13 protein-coding genes are annotated in these 19,542 nt (G+C 60.0%); 7 read left to right on the top strand and 6 right to left on the bottom strand.

Annotated features, from left to right (window positions below; all coding sequences use genetic code 11):
- Window positions 1-232: 232 nt before the first annotated feature.
- Entirely contained in the window at window positions 233-1,591 is a 1,359-nt protein-coding gene (locus ACA071_RS18830; protein WP_497640547.1) for an MATE family efflux transporter, read from the top strand.
- A 131-nt stretch (window positions 1,592-1,722) separates the two neighbouring features.
- On the opposite strand, the gene ACA071_RS18825 is transcribed toward ACA071_RS18830, so the two are convergent.
- Together ACA071_RS18825 and ACA071_RS18820 are read right to left on the bottom strand one after the other, a co-directional pair.
- Window positions 1,723-2,361 (bottom strand): VOC family protein, encoded by a 639-nt coding sequence (locus tag ACA071_RS18825; RefSeq protein WP_497640545.1) that lies wholly within the window; start codon window positions 2,359-2,361, stop codon window positions 1,723-1,725.
- A 67-nt stretch (window positions 2,362-2,428) separates the two neighbouring features.
- The gene (locus ACA071_RS18820) at window positions 2,429-3,865 is read right to left on the bottom strand and encodes an amidase (RefSeq protein WP_497640544.1); all 1,437 of its coding nucleotides are present in this window, start codon (window positions 3,863-3,865) and stop codon (window positions 2,429-2,431) included.
- A gap of 125 nt (window positions 3,866-3,990) precedes the next feature.
- On the opposite strand from ACA071_RS18820, the gene ACA071_RS18815 reads away from it, so the two are divergent.
- The 4 genes from ACA071_RS18815 to arsN2 all read left to right on the top strand — a co-directional run bounded on the left by ACA071_RS18815 (window position 3,991) and on the right by arsN2 (window position 6,477).
- Complete coding sequence (locus tag ACA071_RS18815; protein ID WP_497640543.1) at window positions 3,991-4,905, top strand: LysR family transcriptional regulator; 915 nt, start codon at window positions 3,991-3,993, stop codon at window positions 4,903-4,905.
- 126 nt (window positions 4,906-5,031) lie between these two features.
- Complete coding sequence (locus tag ACA071_RS18810; protein ID WP_497640542.1) at window positions 5,032-5,298, top strand: PepSY domain-containing protein; 267 nt, start codon at window positions 5,032-5,034, stop codon at window positions 5,296-5,298.
- A 110-nt stretch (window positions 5,299-5,408) separates the two neighbouring features.
- Entirely contained in the window at window positions 5,409-5,936 is a 528-nt protein-coding gene (locus tag ACA071_RS18805; RefSeq protein WP_497640540.1) for a cytochrome b/b6 domain-containing protein, read from the top strand.
- Window positions 5,937-6,033: 97 nt separating this feature from the next.
- Window positions 6,034-6,477: an arsenic resistance N-acetyltransferase ArsN2 gene (gene arsN2 / locus ACA071_RS18800; RefSeq protein ID WP_497640539.1), complete on the top strand. Its 444-nt coding sequence runs from the start codon at window positions 6,034-6,036 to the stop codon at window positions 6,475-6,477.
- 33 nt (window positions 6,478-6,510) lie between these two features.
- On the opposite strand, the gene ACA071_RS18795 is transcribed toward arsN2, so the two are convergent.
- From ACA071_RS18795 to ACA071_RS18785, 3 genes are read right to left on the bottom strand one after another with little or no spacing between them, the layout of a single operon-like run.
- Window positions 6,511-7,848, bottom strand: coding sequence for a TolC family outer membrane protein (locus ACA071_RS18795; protein WP_497640538.1), 1,338 nt, complete (start codon window positions 7,846-7,848; stop codon window positions 6,511-6,513).
- Window position 7,849: 1 nt separating this feature from the next.
- The gene (locus ACA071_RS18790; RefSeq protein WP_497640537.1) at window positions 7,850-9,196 is read right to left on the bottom strand and encodes an HlyD family type I secretion periplasmic adaptor subunit; all 1,347 of its coding nucleotides are present in this window, start codon (window positions 9,194-9,196) and stop codon (window positions 7,850-7,852) included.
- Window positions 9,197-10,933, bottom strand: coding sequence for a type I secretion system permease/ATPase (locus ACA071_RS18785; RefSeq protein WP_497640536.1), 1,737 nt, complete (start codon window positions 10,931-10,933; stop codon window positions 9,197-9,199).
- Window positions 10,934-11,248: 315 nt separating this feature from the next.
- Between ACA071_RS18785 and ACA071_RS18780 the strand changes: the two genes are divergently transcribed.
- Window positions 11,249-11,944: a response regulator gene (locus ACA071_RS18780; RefSeq protein ID WP_497640535.1), complete on the top strand. Its 696-nt coding sequence runs from the start codon at window positions 11,249-11,251 to the stop codon at window positions 11,942-11,944.
- Here the strand turns inward: ACA071_RS18780 and ACA071_RS18775 are convergent, their stop codons facing one another.
- Complete coding sequence (locus ACA071_RS18775; protein WP_497645341.1) at window positions 11,945-13,435, bottom strand: sensor histidine kinase; 1,491 nt, start codon at window positions 13,433-13,435, stop codon at window positions 11,945-11,947.
- A gap of 73 nt (window positions 13,436-13,508) precedes the next feature.
- Here ACA071_RS18775 and ACA071_RS18770 point away from each other — a divergent pair, with 73 nt between their 5' ends.
- Window positions 13,509-19,454: a peroxidase family protein gene (locus ACA071_RS18770; RefSeq protein ID WP_497640534.1), complete on the top strand. Its 5,946-nt coding sequence runs from the start codon at window positions 13,509-13,511 to the stop codon at window positions 19,452-19,454.
- Window positions 19,455-19,542 lie beyond the last annotated feature (88 nt).

Below are 19,542 nucleotides of genomic sequence, written 5' to 3'. Positions count from 1 at the left end.
CATCAACCGGATTTATAAATGCGTCAACAAGATGACGCCTGTTTTTTCCTTTATCGAAAATCTAACATTCCAGAAATCACGTTTTGTGAACCACTATCAAAGTAGTCGCAATTCGCCATCCCAGCCTTTTAATAACTAAGAAATCTAAAATCCCGTTTTTTCCAATGCGATCCCATTTCCCCATGACGTAGACTCCACCCACCTCGACCATCTGCCACCCCGAGCCCTACGCATGCAAACCCCCAGTCAAACGATCCCCCTCTGGAAAACCTACCTCCTTTTCCTAGCCCCCATGGTCCTCTCCAATTTCCTCCAATCCATGTCGGGCACGATCAACAGCATCTACATCGGCCAAATGCTCGGCACCCAAGCCCTGGCCGCCGTCTCCGGCATGTTCCCCATCGTCTTCTTCTTCATCGCCTTGGTCATCGGCCTCGGCGCGGGCGCGGGTGTGCTCATCGGCCAAGCCTGGGGCGCGCGGGAAACGCATCTGGTGAAAACCATCGCCGCCACAACGTTGCTGTTGGGCGCGATGATCGGGTTGGTTGCGGCGGTGTTGGGCAGTGTGTTTGCCCGGCCAGCCTTGCAGGGTTTGGGCACGCCGGCGGATGTGTTGGACGATGCGGTGGCGTATGCGCATGTGATGATGTGGATCATGCCGTCGCTGTTGGTTTACGTGCTGTTCACGCAGTTGTTGCGTGGGGTGAGTGATACGGTTTCGCCGTTGGTGGCATTGGTGGTGTCGACGTGCATCGGTCTGGCGCTGACGCCTGCCTTGATTAAAGGCTGGCTGGGTTTTGCGCCGATGGGGATTCAGAGTGCAGCCTTCGCAGGTTTGGCGGGGAATTTGTCGGCGATGGGGTGGTTGGCGTGGCGGTTGATTCGTAAGGGGCATCCGTTGGCGCCGGATCGGGAGATGTTTGCGGCGATGCGGTTGGATCTGGAAATTCTGGGCAAGGTGTTGCGTATCGGGTTGCCGACCGGGTTGCAGATGGTGGTGTTGTCGGCGTCGGAGTTGGTGATTCTGGCGTTGGTGAATCAGCACGGTTCGCAGGCGACGGCGGCGTATGGGGCGGTGACGCAGATTGTGAATTACGTGCAGTTTCCTGCGTTGTCGATTGCGATCACCGCATCGATTCTTGGGGCGCAGGCGATTGGGGCGGGGCGGCTGGAGCGGATCACGCCGATTTTGCGCACGGGGATTTTGATTAATGTGTGTTTGACCGGTGGTTTGGTGTTGCTGGGGTATTTGTTGTCGCACTGGTTGCTGGGATTGTTCCTGACGGAGGATTCGACTCGGGCGATGGCTGAGCATCTGTTGCACATCATGTTGTGGAGTCTGTTGGTGTTTGGCTTCCAGGCGATTATCGGCGGGATCATGCGCGCCAGCGGCACGGTGTTGGTGCCGATGGTGATTTCGATTGTTTGCGTGGTCGGGGTGCAATTGCCGGTGGCGTATCTGCTGGATGCGAAGTACGGATTGCAGGGTGTGTGGATGGCGTTTCCGGTGGCGTATTTGGGGATGCTGGCGTTGCAGACGGTGTATTACAAGTTTGTTTGGCGGCATCAGAAGATTGAGCGGTTGGTGTAGGCGCAGGGCTTTCGCTTGAGGGATTTAGTGCGGAGTTAACCGCCAGGATCGCAGCCTTCGGCAGCTGCTACAGGTGTACGCATCCCCCTGTAGGAACTGCCGAAGGCTGCGATCTTTTGATCTTACAAATTTCATAACGGCAGTGTTTTCAAGCCGTTTGGGGTTTGGATATGCGCCACCAAGTAAGGCTTTGCGGTCGCTTCCAAGCCATGAAGCTGAACCGGCCCGGAAAAGTTGATCGCCGTCAGCAGCGTCTGGATTTTTGCCGGATCCGGATCAAACACCTCCAGCGCCACCAGCTCACAGCCTTGATCCCGCATGGCGCTCGCGGGATGTGGCGTTTGCTCCCATTGAATCAACGTCGGCGCTGAGCCGTTCAGCGGCAGGCTGCCGTCGGCGGGGATGGTGATTTGCCAGGCCAGGGTGCCTCGGGTCATGGGCTCGGCATCACCGACGATGGCGCGGCAAGCTTCGTTCATGGCGTGGATGTCGTCGGTGCGGGCGACCCAGGTCGCCAGGCGCGGCGGCGCGTCAACGGCCAGTTGATTCATGCCGAACCAGCGCGGTCGGTCGGGGCGATTGGCTGTCGGGTCTATGGCGATCACTTCCAGGTACACGTCCGTGCCCAGTCGCAGCAGTCGGTTATGGGTGCCCATGCGCGGATGCGCGCCGCCTGGTTGCAGGTCGACGCCGAGTACGCGGCTGACGAAGGCGCAACCGGTGTCGAGGTCGGAGGCGACGATGGCGAGGTGGTCGAGGGTGCTTTTCATCGGCTCAATGCCTTCGATTGGTTTTGATCTGCTGAAGGTTAGCGGTCGCAGGCTGCGATCCTTGATCTTAGACGTTACCCGCCCAAACAACGGGCCGGCGTTGATGCCACGGCATCGCCAACTCCAGTTGCCCCGCCAACCGCAGCAACACATCCTCCGCCCCAAACCGCGCCGCGAATTGCACGCCAATCGGCAAACCTTGCACCTGCGACATCCCCAGTGGCAACGATATCGCTGGCGTCCCCGCCACGTTGAACACCGGGGTAAACGGCGAGTGTTCAAATACCCGCGCGGTCCATTGCAAACCGTCCATGTGCTCGGCACCAAGACTGTAGGTATTCAACGGCTGAGGCAGGCGCGGCAAGGTTGGCGTAAGCAGCACGTCGAAGCCTTCGAACCAACCGGCCACGCTGCGGGCGATGAGGTTGCGCACTTCCAGCGCAGCGGCGAATTCCACGGCCCGAGCCTGTTGGCCGTAGGCGTAGCAGGCGAGGGTGGCGGGTTCGAGGGTGGTCAGGTCGATGGGGCGCGAGGTGACGGCGGCGAGGCCGTCGATCCAGCGCACGAGGGTGGCACACCAGATGTGCGCGTTGGCTTCGACGAAGGAGTCCCACGAGGTGCCGAGCGGGGCGTTGACGCGTTCGACGGTGTGGCCGAGGGCTTCGAGTTCGCGCGCTACGGCTTGGGTGGCGTCGGCGATGTCGGGGTCGAGCGGGGCGCCATTCCAGGGAGTGTCGAGCAGGCCGATGCGCAGCCGTCCCGGGTCGCGGCCTACTTGGGCGAGAAAGCCCTCCGCCGGTGCGGCGGTATGGTAAGGATCGCCCGGCGCACCGCCCTGGACGATGTCCATCAACGCTGCGCTATCGCGCACGGTTCGCGACAGGCCGAGTTGCACGCCGAAACCGGCGAACACCTCATCCAGCGCCGGGCCGTTGGAGGCGCGGCCGCGTGTCGGTTTGAGCCCGACCAGACCATTGAAGGCTGCCGGTACGCGGATCGAGCCCGCCGCGTCGGTGGCGTGGGCAATCGGGACGATGCCGGCGGCGACGGCGGCGCCTGAGCCGCCACTCGATCCGCCGGCCGACAGTCGGGTGTCCCACGGGTTGCGCGTCTGGCCTTGCAGGGTGGATTCGGTTTCGGTGCTGAAAGCCATTTCCGGTGTGGTGGTGCGGCCCAGGGTGGCGAGGCCGGCGGCGTTGAAGCGTTGCATCAGGTACGAGTCTGATTCGGCGACCAGTCCTTGAGCCAGGCGACTGCCCAATTCAACGCGGCGGCCGGCCGAAGTGATGGCCAGGTCCTTGATCAGAAATGGCACGCCCGCCAATGGGCCGATGCCCTCGGTCACGGTGGGTGTCCAGGTTTCGATGACGGCGTTGATTTTCGGGTTTACCCGTTGCACGGCTGCTAGTGCCAGGTCGGCCAATTCGGTCGTCGTGACTTCGCCTGCCGCCACCCATTGGGCCAGGGCGATGCCGTCGTAGGTTGCGTATTCGTTCAAGTTCATGAGCAGTCTCCGTTTAAGAAGACTCGAGCATAGGGCGCGCAGTGGTCGCTGATTAGCCCATAAAGTCGGCATGAAATGTGCCGCTGGTGGCACAATCGAGCCAATCAAACAGGGCAGGCAGTTCGATGATCCGGGACTTGAATGACACGCTGGTGTTTGTGCGGGTAGTGCGCCTGGGCAGCTTTACCGCGGCGGCGCAGGCGTTGCAGATTCCCAAGACTACCGTCAGCCGCCGCGTGCGCGAACTGGAGCAGGCCATCGGCGTGCAACTGCTGCGCCGCACCACACGCCAGTTGAGCCTGACCGAGGCCGGGGCGGTTTACTTCGAGCAATGCAAGGACATCGCCGCCACCCTTGAACACGCCGAACTGGCGGTGCATCAGTTGCGCGATGGCCCGCGCGGCTGGTTGCGGGTGACGGTACCGTACTCGTTCGGGGTCAGTTGGTTTGCGCCATTGGTGGCGGGGTTTCGCCGGGCGTATCCGGAGATAAAACTGGAGATCCTCGCGTCCCATGTGCCGCTGGATCTGGTGGGGGAAGAGATCGACGTGGCGTTGCGTCTTGGTGCGTTGCCGGATTCGAGTCTGGTGGCTCGGCGGCTGGCCAGTTATGCGACGGGCATTTACGCGGCGCCGGAGTACATCGAACGTCATGGCGCGCCGGCCACGCCTGACGCGTTGATTGAGCACTGCACGCTGGTACTGAATCAGGCCCGACGCGATGTCGGTTACGTCTGGCCGTTGCGCAAGGTGGGCGCCAAGTTGCGCAATTACCTCGTTGAGCCAACGATCCTCGCCAACGACCCCGCATTGTTAAAGGATGCGTTGCTGGCGGGTGAAGGGCTGAGCCTGGGGATGGATCAGAGCATGCAGATTGACGTTGAAGCAGGGCGGTTGTGTCGGGTGTTACCGGAGTGGATCGGCCCACCGCAGGATCTGAATGCGGTCACGGCGCGCGAGCATTTGCCATCGCCGAAGGTGACCGCGTTTATCGGGTATTTGAAAGGGCGGATGGAGGGCCCGACCAAAGTCTCAGTTTGATCAGCGACAAATGTCCCGTTTTTTGATTGGACTTTTGCATCTTTTGCCCCGTGGGCGGTTACTGGATCATCGTGATAGATCGGTCAAAAAACATCATTGATGTCCGGTCTTAATTCGGAGCAAGCCATGAAGCACATTCCTACCGTTGTCGCTCTATTTTTGGCACTGGGTTCAAGCGTGGCAATGGCCTCGGCAGAATGCCCGCTTTACCCGAAAAACGAATGGATGAAAGAGGCAGACGCAAGAGCGAAGTTGGAGGCAGAGGGTTACAAGATCAAAGTCTTCAAAATTTCCAAGAACTGCTACGAGTTATATGGACATAACAAGGCCGGCCAAAAAGTGGAAATTTATTACGATGCCAAGACCCTCGCAGTCGTAAAAGAAGATGATTGACTTACGTGGAGGTTCTAAAACACCAAGGCACCTATCAACGCCCTATTGATAGGTGCCTCATCCTGCCCGCAAGAACACACGCTATGGCGTTTGCCATAAAGGGGTGAACCATGCGAAACCTTCCTGGTAAGGTCGTTTGGGACCCGCTTGTCAGGTCAACACACTGGCTGGTCGCCAGTTCTGTTTTAGCAAATCTCATTTTCCTCGAAAGTGGTGAAGCCCCGCATCGATGGGTCGGGTATGGGGCGTGTGCGCTTGTCTTTATTCGTACCGTTTGGGGTTTTATTGGTACTCAACATGCGAGATTCTCTGATTGGTTCCCTAAACCGAGCATCCTCCTGCCTTATTTACGGCTGATGACCCAAGGTAAAGAACCCAGAACGTTGGGCCATAATCCGGCCGGGGCGGTGATGATGCTGTTCATGTGGACACTGATTGTAAGCCTGGGTGTAACCGGCTATTTAATGGGCACGGATACTTACTTCGGTGAAGAGTGGTTACAAGACTTGCATTCGCTCTTGTCCAGCATGTTATGGGGTTGCGTCGGGTTTCATGTGTTCGCGGCTTTAGCGGTCAGCTGGAGACATAAGGAGAATCTTGTTTCAAGCATGATTACAGGGCGCAAGCGTGAAGATTAATCATCTCCAGGAATCTTCGAGCCTGAGATAAATAGATCCGTCCCCACTATTAGGGCTGCTAGCCTTCAACGCATCAGCACCTTCAAAGGCGCGGCACATGCAGATGATTAAAGTCGGTGATGACGGGCTGGAGCAACTCCGCAATGCACTGCGTCAGGCGGCATTGCCCTGTGATGATGTCAGCGAACCCGGTCGGCAGTTTTTCCGTTTCGAAGAGGCTGGGCAATGGATGGTGTTTGGAGGGTTGGAGGGTTCTGCTCCCGACACATTGCTTCGCTCGATGGTGGTGTGTGATGCGTTTCGTGGAAAAGGGTTGGGCAAGCAAGTGCTGATTGCACTTGAACAATACGCGGCTTCCCAGGGTGTTCTCCGGCTGCATTTACTGACCCAAGGCGCCGCTGAGTTTTTCTTGGCCAATGGTTATGAACGGTTCGATCGGCAGGAAGCGCCCGCCGCCATCACCCGAACCGCCCAGTTCAAACATTTGTGTCCTGCATCGGCGAGTTACCTGCGAAAGACTTTAAATCCAACGCTTGTCTAAATTGGCGCTTTTGGGTGCCTCAAGCCCTTCGGCTCAAAACGCCAATTTCGGCCCCAGATAAGCATTGGCGCTGGCGATGTCGTCATCCCCCAGCGCCCCCACATCCGCCGCCAGCCGCAGTTTGGCCAGCAGGTAACGCAGCTTGGCTTCGAACAGGTCGCGGCGGGCGGTGTAGATCTGTTCCTGGGCGTTGAGGATGTCGACGTTGGTACTGCTGCCGGCCAGGAAGCCTTTTTTCGAGGAGTCCAGTGAGCGTTCGCTGGACTTGACCGCTTTTTCCAAGGCATGGATGCGCGCTTCGCCGCTTTGCACGCCACGAAATTCCCGGGTGGTGCCGGAGATGATTTCTTCGCGGGTGGCGTTCAAGTCCTCTTCGGCCTGGTCCCGGGTGGCGACGCTTTGCCGGGCGCGGGCGCTGACGTAGCCGCCGCTGTACAACGGAATGTTCAGCTCCAGCCCGGCCGAGGTGTAGCGGTTGCGCTGGTTTTGAGTGGACAGGGTTTCGCTGTCGGCGGCGGTGTAACCGACGACCAAATCAAGGGTCGGCCAGTGCCCGGCCTTGGCCTTGGCCACTTCTTCGTCGGCGGTGTTGACGTTCAAACGCCGGGCACGGATTGAGGGGCTGTCGGTGCCGGCGCGGATGATCCATTCCTGCAGGTTGTCCGGTTGCAGGGGCGGGGTCGGGAAGGTGTCTTGCAGGGTGGCGATGTCTTCGGGAGGCTGGCCGAGGTATTCCTGCAACAGGCGCCGGGCCACGGTCACGCTGTCCTCGGCTTCGATCAGTTCAGCCTGGGCCAGGTCGCGGCGGGCCACGGCTTCGTCGATGTCGGTGATGGTGCCGTCGCCCAGGTCCTTGCGCCGTTGGGTCGAGGCCACTTGTTCATCGAAGGATTTGAGTTTGGCCATCGCCAGTTCCACGGTTTCGTGGGCCAGCAGCACGTCGAAGTAACGCCCGGCCAGCTTCACTGCCGCGTCCTGCGCTTTGCCATCGAAAACCGCCACGCCGTAGTCGGCTTGATATTCGCCCTGGCGATACTCGGCCATTTTCTGTTTGTTGAAGAGCGGTTGGCGCAGCTGCAACGTCGCGCCCCGGGAGTTGTAGTTCAGGTCGTTGGTGTGGCTGTTACCGTAAAAATCCGGCTGCTTTTGCGTGCCGTTAATGTGGTTGTCGAACGCGGTGATACCGATTTTCGGCAGCAACCCGGAATGGCCGATTGCGCGGTTTTCCAGGGCTGCGTCTCTTTCGTGCCCGGCAGACAGGTAGGTCGGGCCTTGATACTGCATCAGGTTCCAGGATTCGCGAAGATCCAGTGCCTGGGCCGACTGGGCTACACAGACTAAAACGCCGATGAGCAGACGAGCGCCGCTCATGTCATTGCTCCTTGAATGCGCTATTAACGCGGTCCAGCAGCGGTTTCAACAGATAGCTGAGCATGTTGCGTTCACCGGTCTTGATGGTGACCGAGGCCGGCATCCCCGCACGGATATGGTTGCTGCCGAGCATGGCCATACCGGCCGGCGTCACCTCGATCTGCGCCAGGTAGAACGGTTGCTTGTTTTCTTCATTCAGCAGCCGATCGGCGGAGATGGTCAGCACCTGGCCCGGGATGTTCGGTGTTTGCACATGATTGAACGCGGGGAACGAGATGATCACCGGCAAGCCTGGCGTCATGCGGTCGATCGCTTGCACCGGGATCATTGCGTCGATCTGCAACGGTTCGTGGCCGGGTACGATTTCCATGATCTTGAAACCGGGGGCGATCACGCCGCCGATGGTCGACACGCTCAAGCCCTGGACCATGCCGTCGATGGGCGCTCGGATCACCGTGTGCCGGACTTGATAATCCAGGGCCTGCAAACGGTCGGTGAGGGCGCTGTTTTCCTTTTGCACATCGGCCAGCATCGACTGTACTTCCTTGCGGTAATCGAACTCGCGCTGAAGCATGCGCAATTTGATATCGGCCACCTGGCCCTTCGCCCTGGCAATGTTGTTGAGGTTGTCGGCCTGCGAGGCATTGAGATCGGAACCGGAGCGTTCGAGTTCGAGCATGCGGTTGCGCGGCACATAGCCTTCGGCGGCCAGTTGGCGGACCCCGACCAGTTCCTGATTGAGAAAGCCGATCTGTGCCGAGCGGGCGCTGTAAATGTGCTGCAATCCCTTGATCTGCGCCTCGGCGGAGTTGAGCGACCCGCGCAGGATGCCGATCTCGCCCTCAAGGGCGGCGCGGCGCGTGGTGAATAAATGCCGTTGCAGGAGGATCGCGTTATTCAGGTGTTCGTTGCCGGCGTAGCGCTGCACCATGGCGGGGTCGAAGACCACGTCGGTCAAGCCGTCACGTTCTGCTTCCAAACGGTTTTCCATGGTCTTGGTGGCGATGAACTGGGCGTTGACCACCCCTTGTTCCGAGCGTGCCTGGGTAGCGTCGAGGCGCACCAGTTCCTGGTCTTTGCTGACGCTGTCGCCTTCGCGCACCAGAATCGCTTCGACGCTTCCGCCAGTGAGGTGCTGGATGGTCTTGCGGTTGCTGGTGACTTTGACCGTGGCGGTGGCGACAATCCCGGCGTCCAGCGGCGCGAGCCACGACCACAGCAGAAACCCGCCAAACCCGATGATCACCAGCAACACTCCCCAGCGTGCCGGACGGTGGTCATCGACATCGATATTGGCCATCGCGCGTACCAGTTCCTGGCCACGGGGATCGAGACTCAAGGCGCCCATTTATTCTCTCCCGCGAACAGCTGACAGGGTGGGTGCGCCCACGGTCGGCAGCACGCTGGTCTGGCGCAACGCGGCAAACACTTCCTCCCGGGGACCGAACAGTTGGGTGCTGCCTTCACGCAGCATCAGCACTTTGTCGACGGTGCCGAGGATGCTCGGGCGGTGGGAAATCAGGACCGTGGTGCAACCCCGAATCTTGAGATCTTCAAGGACCTCGATCAGGGCCTTTTCACCGGCGTCGTCGAGGTTGGCGTTCGGCTCGTCGAGCACGATGATCGCCGGCTCGCCGTAGAGCGCGCGGGCCAGGCCGATGCGCTGGCGCTGCCCGCCGGACAGCGGATTGCCGTCCACGTCCAGGACGGTGTCGTAACCATGGGCGAAGCGCAGGATCATGTCGTGCACCCCGGCGCGTCTGGCCGCCACGATCACTGCGTCGCTGTCGACGTCACCGAAGCGCGCGATGTTGTCGGCGATGCTGCCTTCGAACAATTCCACGTCCTGGGGCAGGTAGCCGACCCACGGGCCGAGTTCCTCCTTGTTCCACAGGTAAACGTCCACTCCGTCGAGGCGTACCTTGCCGCTTTGTGCCGGCCAGATGCCCACCAGCAAGCGCGCGAGGGTCGATTTTCCCGAAGCGGACGGGCCGATGATGCCCAGGGATTCGCCCGGCGACAGGTTGAAGTGCGGACCGCGAATGATCGATTGGCTCATGCCCGGCGCCCCGGCGTGCAGGTGCTCCACCGAGATCATGCCCAGTGGCCGTTGCAACTTCATCGCATCGGCCCGGGGTGGGAACTCTTGCAGCAGGTACTTGAGTCGGGACCAGGCGCGGCGGCTGGTCAACAGCTGCTTCCAGGCACCGATCAGTTGTTCAACCGGCGCCAGCGCTCGGCCGCTGAGGATCGAGCAGGCGATCATCATGCCCGGGGTAATCGAGCCTTCGATCGCCAGCAGCGCACCGGTGCCGAGGATCAGCGATTGCAGGGTGATCCGCACAAAACGCCCCAAACCGCTGATATAGGCTGCCCGGTCAGACGCCAGGGTTTGCATCTCCAGAATCCGCAGGTGGCTGCCGAACCAGCGCCCGGTGATCGCCGGCAACATGCCCATGGCTTCGATGACTTCAGCATTGCGCAGGTTGTTGTTGGCGAAGGTGCCGGAGACCTGGGCGGCCATGCCCGCTTCACCCAAGGGTTTTTTAGTGGCGATTTCGGTGAGCCAGGTGAGGGCCACCAGGATCAGTGAACCGCCCAGGGTGACCATCCCGAGCAACGGGTGAATCAGATAGGCGACGAACAGGTAGATCGGCGTCCACGGCGCATCGAAGAACGCAAACAGGCCATTGCCGGTGAGAAACTGCCGCACTTGCGCCAAGTCTTGCAGGGCCTGCGCCGGGTTGCCGCCGGCACGCTGCAGATTGCGCTCGAAGGCGGCGGTAAATACGCGGCGGTTCAGCGCCATGTCCAGCCGATTGCCAACCCGGATCAGCACTCGTGTGCGGACCACTTCCAGCATGGCCAGCAGGGTGTACAAACCGATCATCAGAATCGTCAGCATCAGCAGCGTGGTGAGGTTGCTGCTGACCAACGCCCGGTCATACACCTGCAGCATATAAATGGCCGGTGCCAGCATCAGCACGTTGATCACGCCACTGAAGCCGGCCAGCGAATAGAAGGTATGGCGCAGCCGAAAAAACACTTCGGCAAACTCGGATCGCTGCTGGGTTTTCTTGTCCATCGGAAGGTTCCAATGCCGTGGTTTTATGTACCTCAGCGTAGGAGAGCGACTGTTGGTCGGATGAGGGGCAGGTCCGGGTTTTATGCCGATGGCGTTTTTTTGGCGGTTTTTACTGTGTTAAAAAACAATGAGTTGGCGGTATATTTTTCAGCGGGTTGTGATGGGGAAGGCTTGTTGACGACTGAATTTCGTCCGACCTAAGTCTAATTTTCGATGCTTCGGCCCTTGGTGCACCCGACCGGCAACCGGCGTCCGATGGGGTTACCTGCTATTAATCAATGTGTGTCCGAGTACTTGGCCTCCCGGGAGCGCGTCATGAACCCTTTTATCCGAATCGGCATTGCCGACGATCATCCGCTGTTGCGTGAAGGTGTGGCCAATACGCTGAGGAAAAGGGCAGACCTGCAAGTCGTGGAGCAGGGCGCCAGCGCCGATGATGCCCGGGATATCGCCCAGCGCGAACGCCCGGATGTGATGCTGATGGACGTCAATATGCCGGGCGATGTGTTTGGCGCGGTGCGCTTCATTGCCACTACGTTGCCGGACGTCAAAGTGTTGATGCTGACTGTTTCCGAATCCGAAGATGACGCCTATTCGGCGCTTGAGGCCGGGGCGCGTGGTTATGTGCTCAAAGGGGTGAGCGGGCCGGACCTGGTGCTGGCGATCCGCTCGATCGCCCGGGGTGACACGTACATCACGCCCGAATTTGCCAATAGGTTACTGAGCAACTTCAAAAAGCATGAAGCGCAAGTACGCAAGATCGACCTCACCCATCGTGAGGAGCAGATCATTCGTGAAGTCTCAAAGGGCCTGACTAATAAGGAAGTGGCTTCAAAGCTGTTGATCAGCGAAAAAACCGTCAAGTACTACATGACCTGCGTGATGCAGAAGCTGCATGCGCGCAACCGTGTCGAAGCGGTCACAGCGCTGAGGCGCTATTGGGAGCATGAGGCCATTGGCCGATTGCACATCGGTGCGGCGGCACACATGGACGCCCACGGCGGCTCCTGACTACAGCTTGAATTGTGCGCTCACCGAGGTGCCTTTGCCGGGTGATGAATCAATGCTGAACTGCCCGCCCAGCGACTCGACGCGATAACGCAAACCGGCCAGCCCCAACCGTGTCCTGCCGTCGGTGTCGACCACCAGGGCGTCGACAGCCATGCCCGGGCCACTGTCTTTGACGGTGATGAGCACCCTCCCGTTGACATGGTTCCCGCTGACGACCTGACCTTTACCCCGGGCATGACGGTAAGCGTTGTTCAGGGTTTCCTGCACGAAACGGTAGATACAAAGCTTGAGCGGCAGTGATGCCTCGTCGGGCAACGGCCCCAGTTTCAGTTTGACCTTGGTGCCAGTGCGCTGCTCGTGCCGTTGCGCCACCAGTCGCAATTCCTCCAGCAGCGTCAGGTCGTTGATTTCCGGAAGGGCCAATCCCCGGGACAAGTCCCGCACCTCGCGCAATGCATCGGTCGCCGCGCCGCGGATGGTTTCCATCGACTCCTGATCGACGTCCTTGCAGTTCTCTGCGAGGTCGTCGAGCCGGATCAGAATCAGCGTCAACAGCTGTGCCGGGCCGTCGTGCAGGTCCGCGCCGATACGGCGCAGGGTGAGTTCGTTGATCCGTGAAAACTCCTGGGTCGCGATAGTCATCCTGCGTTGCAGCGCTGCATTGGTGGCGTGCAACCGGGTTTGTTCCAGCAACCGCAGTCGTAAAGCGACTTGCTGGCGCTGGATGATTTTGTCACCGCGCCGGACAAGGAAGAACAGCAGCGTCAGCATTGCCAGCGTCGCGGCGCCGACCACCATCCACACTTGTTGGCGAATCCGATTGATTTCCTGCTCCAGCCTTTCAGCCTTTTCATAGAACTCGCCCACCGCGATGATTTTCCCGGTGTTGAACTCGCGCAGCGGCGCATAAATTTCGTAGAGCGGCACGTTCATCTTTCGCTCGAACGCGTTCTCTTCCTGATCCAGGTCCTCAAGGTCGGTGACCACGTTGCCCTCGAGCGCTTCGGCGATCTCGTCCATCGGGAACTGGCGGTTGGTGATGGATTTATTCGTGCTGTACACCACCGTGCCGTCGGCTCGCCAGATCTTGATCGAGACGATGTGCCGTTTCAGCGAACGGCCCTCCATGAGCCGGTCCAGGGACTTGACGCTTGAGGGCGACAGTCCGTTATCGCGACTCATCTCCTGAACGTAGGGTTCCAGAAACGCTTCCATGTAATGGGCGCCGGCCTCTGCGGCGCTTTGCACGGCGGCCCGTTCTATCCGCGTACTCACCAGTTTGCCGACGAAAAACATCGTCAGTCCCAGGATCAGCGCGGCGGCAATCACGAACTGCGTCGAGCGACTCAGGTTGCGCGCCAGAGCCTTGATCCGGTTACGCCATTGGAGGATGTAGCGCGGCTTGGAGGCAGGTGCGGGCCCGACCAAAGTCTCAATCTGATCACCGACAAAAGTCTCGTTTTTTGATTCGACTTTTGCATCTTTTGCCATCGGTCCGGTTCCCTGATCATCGTGATAAGTCGGTTGGAAAACCCTGCAACTCAACGAATATCTGGAGCTTGCCATGTATGCGCTAAAACGCTTCACCCTCAACCAAAACGATATTTCGTTTCTTGAGCAGCAGGTGACGTTCCCCACCATTCATATTGTTGGCTACAACACTGCGGGTCAGCCGCTGTACGGCTACGACGGCTCGGACGGCAATGTTCATGTGCTCGGTGTGCTGGGCAGTTTCAACCCGCTGGACACACCTCCCGGTGAAACCAGTTGGTACAACGGCGCCCGCGACCCGATTGGCCTACGCAACGTTTCCGGACACTTCAACAACATGACCCAGGATGGTCAGGCCTGGGGCAGTTTCGGTCAGAACTTCATCCGCCTGACCCACTCCGACTACACGCACTACGTCCATCAGAACCTGAGCAATGCCGCATTGACTGGGCCGGGTGTGCCCGTCGGCGCCACGCCCATGACTGACAGTAGTTCACTGTATAGCGATCCGACAGCTTCACTGGTGGACTACACGCCCCGGATGATCAGCCAGACCATCGTCAGTGGCGGTGTCACCTTCGCCACCGATGCCAACGGGCATATCCAGCACACCGCCACGGGCGTGGCGATCGTCACCGATCCGGGGATTCTCGGCGCCATCGGCGAAGTCGATACCACCTCGCCGGACTCCGGCCAGTACTACATTCGCAACCAGAACACGGTCAGTGGCGATCCGTCGACCACCGGCTGGTTTACCTTGTTCGGGCAGTTCTTCGACCACGGCCTGGACTTCATCAACAAGCCCAATCAGAACGCGACGATCACCATTCCCCTGGCGCCGGACGATCCGTTGTACGGCTCCATTGGCCCGGACGGCCAGCCGGTTTACTCGATCAAGGTGCACCGTGCCTCGGTCAGCGAAGTGGACGGCCAAGGCCAGGCGCAATACGTCAACCTGGATTCGCCGTACATCGATCAGAACCAGACTTATGGCTCCAACGACGCGGTGACCCAATTGCTGCGCCAGTGGGTCGCGGACCCCAATCACCCTGGCCAATTCATCGCCGGGGCGGCGCTGTTCGACGGCACCACCTTGAGTGACGACGCCGCCTGGACCCTCAACGGCGTGCTGACCCACCAGACCCTGCCAACCCTGAGCGAATTGCGCGCCCATGTGCTGGCCACCGGGCGTGACGACCTGACCTGGGACGACATCGCCAACTTCCGCGTGCGCGATGCTAACGGTCATGTGCTCGACGCCGACCCGACCACCGCCGGCGTGCAAGCGGTGTACACCCGCGAAGCGATCCTGCTGGACATGAACCCGCACTTCGATGATCTGCATATCGATCAAGCGAAGCTGATGTCGCTGGACGCGCACATCACCAGCATCACCTTCGATGCAAACAACCCGTATGGCATGGTCTTCAATTACGACAACTCCGGGCCGAAAAACCTGTTCAGCTTCGTCAACTTCGCTGATTTCTCCATCAGCGCCGCCGCTGGCACTGCCGCGTTCGCGGTGGCCAACGAATTGCTGCTGGAGTCGGTGGGCGACCACTACATTGCCGGTGACGGCCGGGTAAACGAAAACTTCGGGCTGACCGCCATTCACCACGTCTTCCACGAAGACCACAACGTGCAGTTGATCAACCTGCAGAACGAGGTACTGGCTCAAACCGACGTCAATGTGCGGCACAACTGGCAGGTGCAAATCAGCAATGGCAGTGGTGGTTTCTACAGCGATGCCAATGGCAACTTCACCCTGGCCGATGGCGTCACTGTGTCCTGGGATCAGGACAAGCTGTTCTATGCCGCCAAGCTGACCGTGGAGATGGAATACCAGCACGTCGCGATCGACCAATACGCCCGGTTGATCACCCCGGACCTGCCGGAATTCGTGACCTACGACTCGGGCATCAACACCAATATCTCGCTGGAGTATGGCCAGGCTGCATTCCGCTTCGGCCACTCGCAATTGCGCGAAACCATCGATGCCCTGGAGAAAAATGCCAGTGGCGGCTACGACCTGACCGGCGCGATCACCCACTACGCGTTGGAACAGGCGTTCCTCAATCCCGGCGGTTTCGCCGATATCGGGCCGACGGCCATTGCCTTGGGCATGACCCGGCAGATCAGTAACGAAATCGACGAATTCGTGACCCCGGCCTTGCAGCAAGGTTTGCTCGGTCAGCCGCTGGATCTGGCGACCATCAACCTGGCCCGTGGCCGCGACCTGGGCCTGCCAACCCTGAACCAGGCACGTCAGCAGATTCACGATGCGCTGATTGCCGAACGGGCGTCACCGGCCGGCGCGCAACACCACACCAACCTGATCGTCGATGGCCTGACGCCTTACACGAGCTGGAGTGACTTCGCCAACAACATGATTCACCCCGAATCGTTGGTGAATTTCATCGCCGCGTATTCCTTCGATGGTGACGTGGCCCATGCCCAAGCGATCATTGATGCTGATGTCTCGGGCCTCACCGTCAACTATGCCGGTGGCAGCGTCACGGCCGAACAAGCAGCGTATTTCCTTTCCGGCGCGGCGGATGCCGACGGCAATCATGTGGCCGGTTATGACGGCTACAACGCCATTGATTTGTGGATCGGTGGCCTGGCGGAAAAACACGTCTACACCGGGCAACTGGGCACCACCTTCAACGCGATCTTCGAGGATCAGATGGAACGGTTGATGGACGGTGACCGTTTCTACTACCTGTTCCGCCTCGACCTCGGCTTGCCGGCCATGACCAACCTTAACGAGCAAGTGGTGACCGAGCAATTCAAGGACATCATCGAGCGCACCACCGACGCCCGGCACCTGGCCGGTGATGTCTTCGGCTATGCCGACAGCTATGTGGAGTTGAGCTACACCGATTCCGGCGCCAGCGCGACCGCGTACAAGAGCGAGCACAAGTACGGCACGCTGATCGCGGCCAACCATGTCGGCGTTTACTCCACCGGTGGTACCGGCGGGATTGGCGGTAACGGTTTGTTGATGAGCCTGACCAATCCGGAAACCCACACCGCGCAAACCTACATCCGCGACTACCGTCCGGACCAGGGCGAGAACCCCGACGGCACGGCGGCAGTGGGCTACAACTCCCACGAAGTGCTGGTGGGGACCGACTTTAATGACTGGCTCGACGCCGGTGACGGTGACGATACGATCTACGGCGAAGGCGGCGATGACATCCTGGATGGCAAGGCCGGCGCCGACCATATCTACGGCGGCGACGGTAACGACGTGATCTATGGCGGTGATATCGAAGACTTCCTCGATGGCGGGGAAGGGGACGACATCATTTACGCAGGGACCAGCGCCGGTGCCCTCGATGTGGTGATTGGCGGTGGCGGTAACGATCACCTCTACGGCGAAGCCGGGATCGATGAAATTTACGGTGGTGCCGGCAATGACTACATCGATGCCGGTGGCGACACCGACCTGGTGCATGGCGGTGACGGTAACGATGAGATCTACGGCGGCGACGGCCCGGACATTCTGTTTGGCGAGGATGGCGACGACATCATTTCCGGTGGTTCCACCGGTGACCAAGAGTTCGGCGGTGCCGGTGACGACATTCTGCTGCCGGGCCTCGGTGGCGCGCCTGGCCAGGGTGATGGTGATGAAGCCATTGGTGATGTCGGGTTCGATATCGCCGCGTTCAGCGATGTGAATATTGCGCTGGATGCGGCGGCCGACCTGAACAATCAGAACATCGTGGCGGCACCCGGCACTGCAGTGCTGTTCCAACCGTTCAACGCCTTGCTCACAGACATTGAAGGCTTGATCGGCTCACGCTTCAGCGACAGCCGGCCGAACTCGGTCACCCCGGCCAATCCTTCGGCGGGCCTGATCGGTGATGCCACGGAAAACTGGCTGATTGGCGGCAGTGGTGATGATGTCTCCCAAGGTAACGGCGGCAATGATGTGATCGTTGGTGACTCGATCAAACTTGCCGACCTGAATCACTTGCTCGCCAGTCAGGGGTTCGCTCAGCACTTTACCGGCCTGCAATCGACTCGCCCCGACTTCATTCTGGGTGACAACCACGCGGCGCCCGGCACGGCCGATGGTGCGGCAGACACGGCGCTGTTCTCGGGCAACTTTGCCAACTACAGCATCACCAAGTTCACCGATACCCGGCCGGGTGGCGAACTGATCACGGCGTTTAAAGTGGTGGACCTGCGGGTCGGCGCGGCGAACGTCGATGGCACCGACATTGTGGTTGGCGTGGAGAAACTGCGCTTCGCCGACCGCACGGTCAACCTGAGCATCACCAACCATCTGCCGACCGGTAATGTGGTGTTGTCAGGTTTTGCCACAGCGCCAACGACGCCAAGTCGTCCGGTACCGGCCCAATACCGGCTGACCGCCAACACGGCGGCGATCCAGGACGCCGACGGCTTGCCTGGGCCGAGCGGGTTCTCCTATCAGTGGCAAGCGCTGGTGGGGGCGGCCTGGTTGAGTATCACCGGGGCGAATGCGGCGACCTTTGCGCCGACCTCGGCACAGTTCGGCCAGCAGCTGCGGGTGATCACGACTTACACCGATAACAACGGCACGGTGGAGCAACTGACGTCCGACCCGTCGGAGGCGGTCGGACGCTTCATCGAAGGCACCAACTTCTTCAGCAACACGCTCAATGGCACCAACTATCAGGACATCCTGATGGGCTATTCGGGCAATGACGTACTCAACGGTGGCCTGGGCTCTGACTTGCTGGACGGCGGCAGCGGCAATGACACGATGCGCGGTAACGCCGGCAACGACACTTACATGGTCGATTCCAGTGGCGATGTGGTTCAGGAGAACCTGAACGAGGGCACCGACACTGTCATGTCCTCGGTCAGCTACACCCTGGGCGCCAACGTCGAGAACCTGACCTTGCTGGGCTCTAACAACATCAACGGCACCGGTAACGGACTGGACAACGTCATCCATGGCAACAGCGGCAACAACCAGCTCAGCGGCCTGGCCGGCAACGACAGCGTCTTTGGTGAAGCCGGCAACGATACGCTGCTGGCATCGTTGAATGACGGCAACGACCACTATGACGGGGGTTCGGGCACCGACACCTATGACTTGTCGGCCACGTCGGCGGCGGCCACGGTGGACTTGCAGGCCGGGACGTCAACCAGTACCCAGACCGGCAGCGACAGCCTGACGGGTATCGAGAACGTCATCGGCAGCGCTGGCAACGACCACCTCCAGGGCGATGCGGCCAACAACCAGTTGCCGGGACAGGGCGGTAACGACTGGATCGACGGTGGCAGCGGCAATGACACCTTGAGCGGCGGGCAAGGTCTGGACAACCTGTTTGGTGGTCTTGGCAATGACACCTTCCAGGCGTCGGTCAACGATGGCAACGACACCTATGACGGTGGCGCTGACACCGATACCTACGACCTGTCCGGGACTTCGGCCAACGCCACGGTCAACCTGTCCACCGGCCTGGCCAGCAGTTCGCAAACCGGTAGTGACACCTTGACTGGCGTCGAAAACGTCATCGGCAGCAGCGGTACCAACAGCCTGACGGGCGACAATGCCGATAACGCTTTGACCGGCCAGGGCAGCATCGACACCTTGAGCGGTGGTGGTGGCGCCGACACGCTGGACGGTAATGGCAACCGCGATACGTTGACCGGTGGTGCAGGGGCGGACATGTTTGTGTTCAGCTCGATCAACGACTCCGGCACATCGTCCGCGAGCCGCGACGTGATCACCGACTTTGTGCATGGAACCGATCACATCGATCTGTCGCTGATCGATGCCCGGACCTCCGGCGCCGGTTCGGCCGGTAATCAGGACTTCACCTTCCTTGGCGAGTGGAATGGCGCCGGCAACGAGTTCAACAACCAGGCGCAATTGAAGTACCACTTCGTCAACGTCGGCGGGGTTGATCACACGTACGTGGAGGGCAATGTAAACACGGGTAACGCGGCCGATATTCAGATTGATCTGGTCGGGCATGTGGCCCTGACGGCGAGTGATTTCGTCGGCGTGGTGTAAGCGTCAATGCACAAACGGCGCCCCTTCGAGGATCGGGCGCCTTTGTGTTTTGAAGAGTGGGCCGCCAACTGAGCCGCCGCGCAGTGCC

This window comes from Pseudomonas sp. LBUM1646 (assembly GCF_059716165.1).
This window is presented reverse-complemented; position numbering and strand designations above follow the sequence as displayed.

Bases quoted from the DNA above. Each gene is read 5' to 3' on its own strand.
- ACA071_RS18830 (WP_497640547.1), top strand. From the start codon at position 233: ATGCAAACCCCCAGTCAAACGATCCCCCTCTGGAAAACCTACCTCCTT.
- ACA071_RS18825 (WP_497640545.1), bottom strand. From the start codon at position 2,361: ATGAAAAGCACCCTCGACCACCTCGCCATCGTCGCCTCCGACCTCGAC.
- ACA071_RS18820 (WP_497640544.1), bottom strand. From the start codon at position 3,865: ATGAACTTGAACGAATACGCAACCTACGACGGCATCGCCCTGGCCCAA.
- ACA071_RS18815 (WP_497640543.1), top strand. From the start codon at position 3,991: ATGATCCGGGACTTGAATGACACGCTGGTGTTTGTGCGGGTAGTGCGC.
- ACA071_RS18810 (WP_497640542.1), top strand. From the start codon at position 5,032: ATGAAGCACATTCCTACCGTTGTCGCTCTATTTTTGGCACTGGGTTCA.
- ACA071_RS18805 (WP_497640540.1), top strand. From the start codon at position 5,409: ATGCGAAACCTTCCTGGTAAGGTCGTTTGGGACCCGCTTGTCAGGTCA.
- arsN2 (WP_497640539.1), top strand. From the start codon at position 6,034: ATGCAGATGATTAAAGTCGGTGATGACGGGCTGGAGCAACTCCGCAAT.
- ACA071_RS18795 (WP_497640538.1), bottom strand. From the start codon at position 7,848: ATGAGCGGCGCTCGTCTGCTCATCGGCGTTTTAGTCTGTGTAGCCCAG.
- ACA071_RS18790 (WP_497640537.1), bottom strand. From the start codon at position 9,196: ATGGGCGCCTTGAGTCTCGATCCCCGTGGCCAGGAACTGGTACGCGCG.
- ACA071_RS18785 (WP_497640536.1), bottom strand. From the start codon at position 10,933: ATGGACAAGAAAACCCAGCAGCGATCCGAGTTTGCCGAAGTGTTTTTT.
- ACA071_RS18780 (WP_497640535.1), top strand. From the start codon at position 11,249: ATGAACCCTTTTATCCGAATCGGCATTGCCGACGATCATCCGCTGTTG.
- ACA071_RS18775 (WP_497645341.1), bottom strand. From the start codon at position 13,435: ATGGCAAAAGATGCAAAAGTCGAATCAAAAAACGAGACTTTTGTCGGT.
- ACA071_RS18770 (WP_497640534.1), top strand. From the start codon at position 13,509: ATGTATGCGCTAAAACGCTTCACCCTCAACCAAAACGATATTTCGTTT.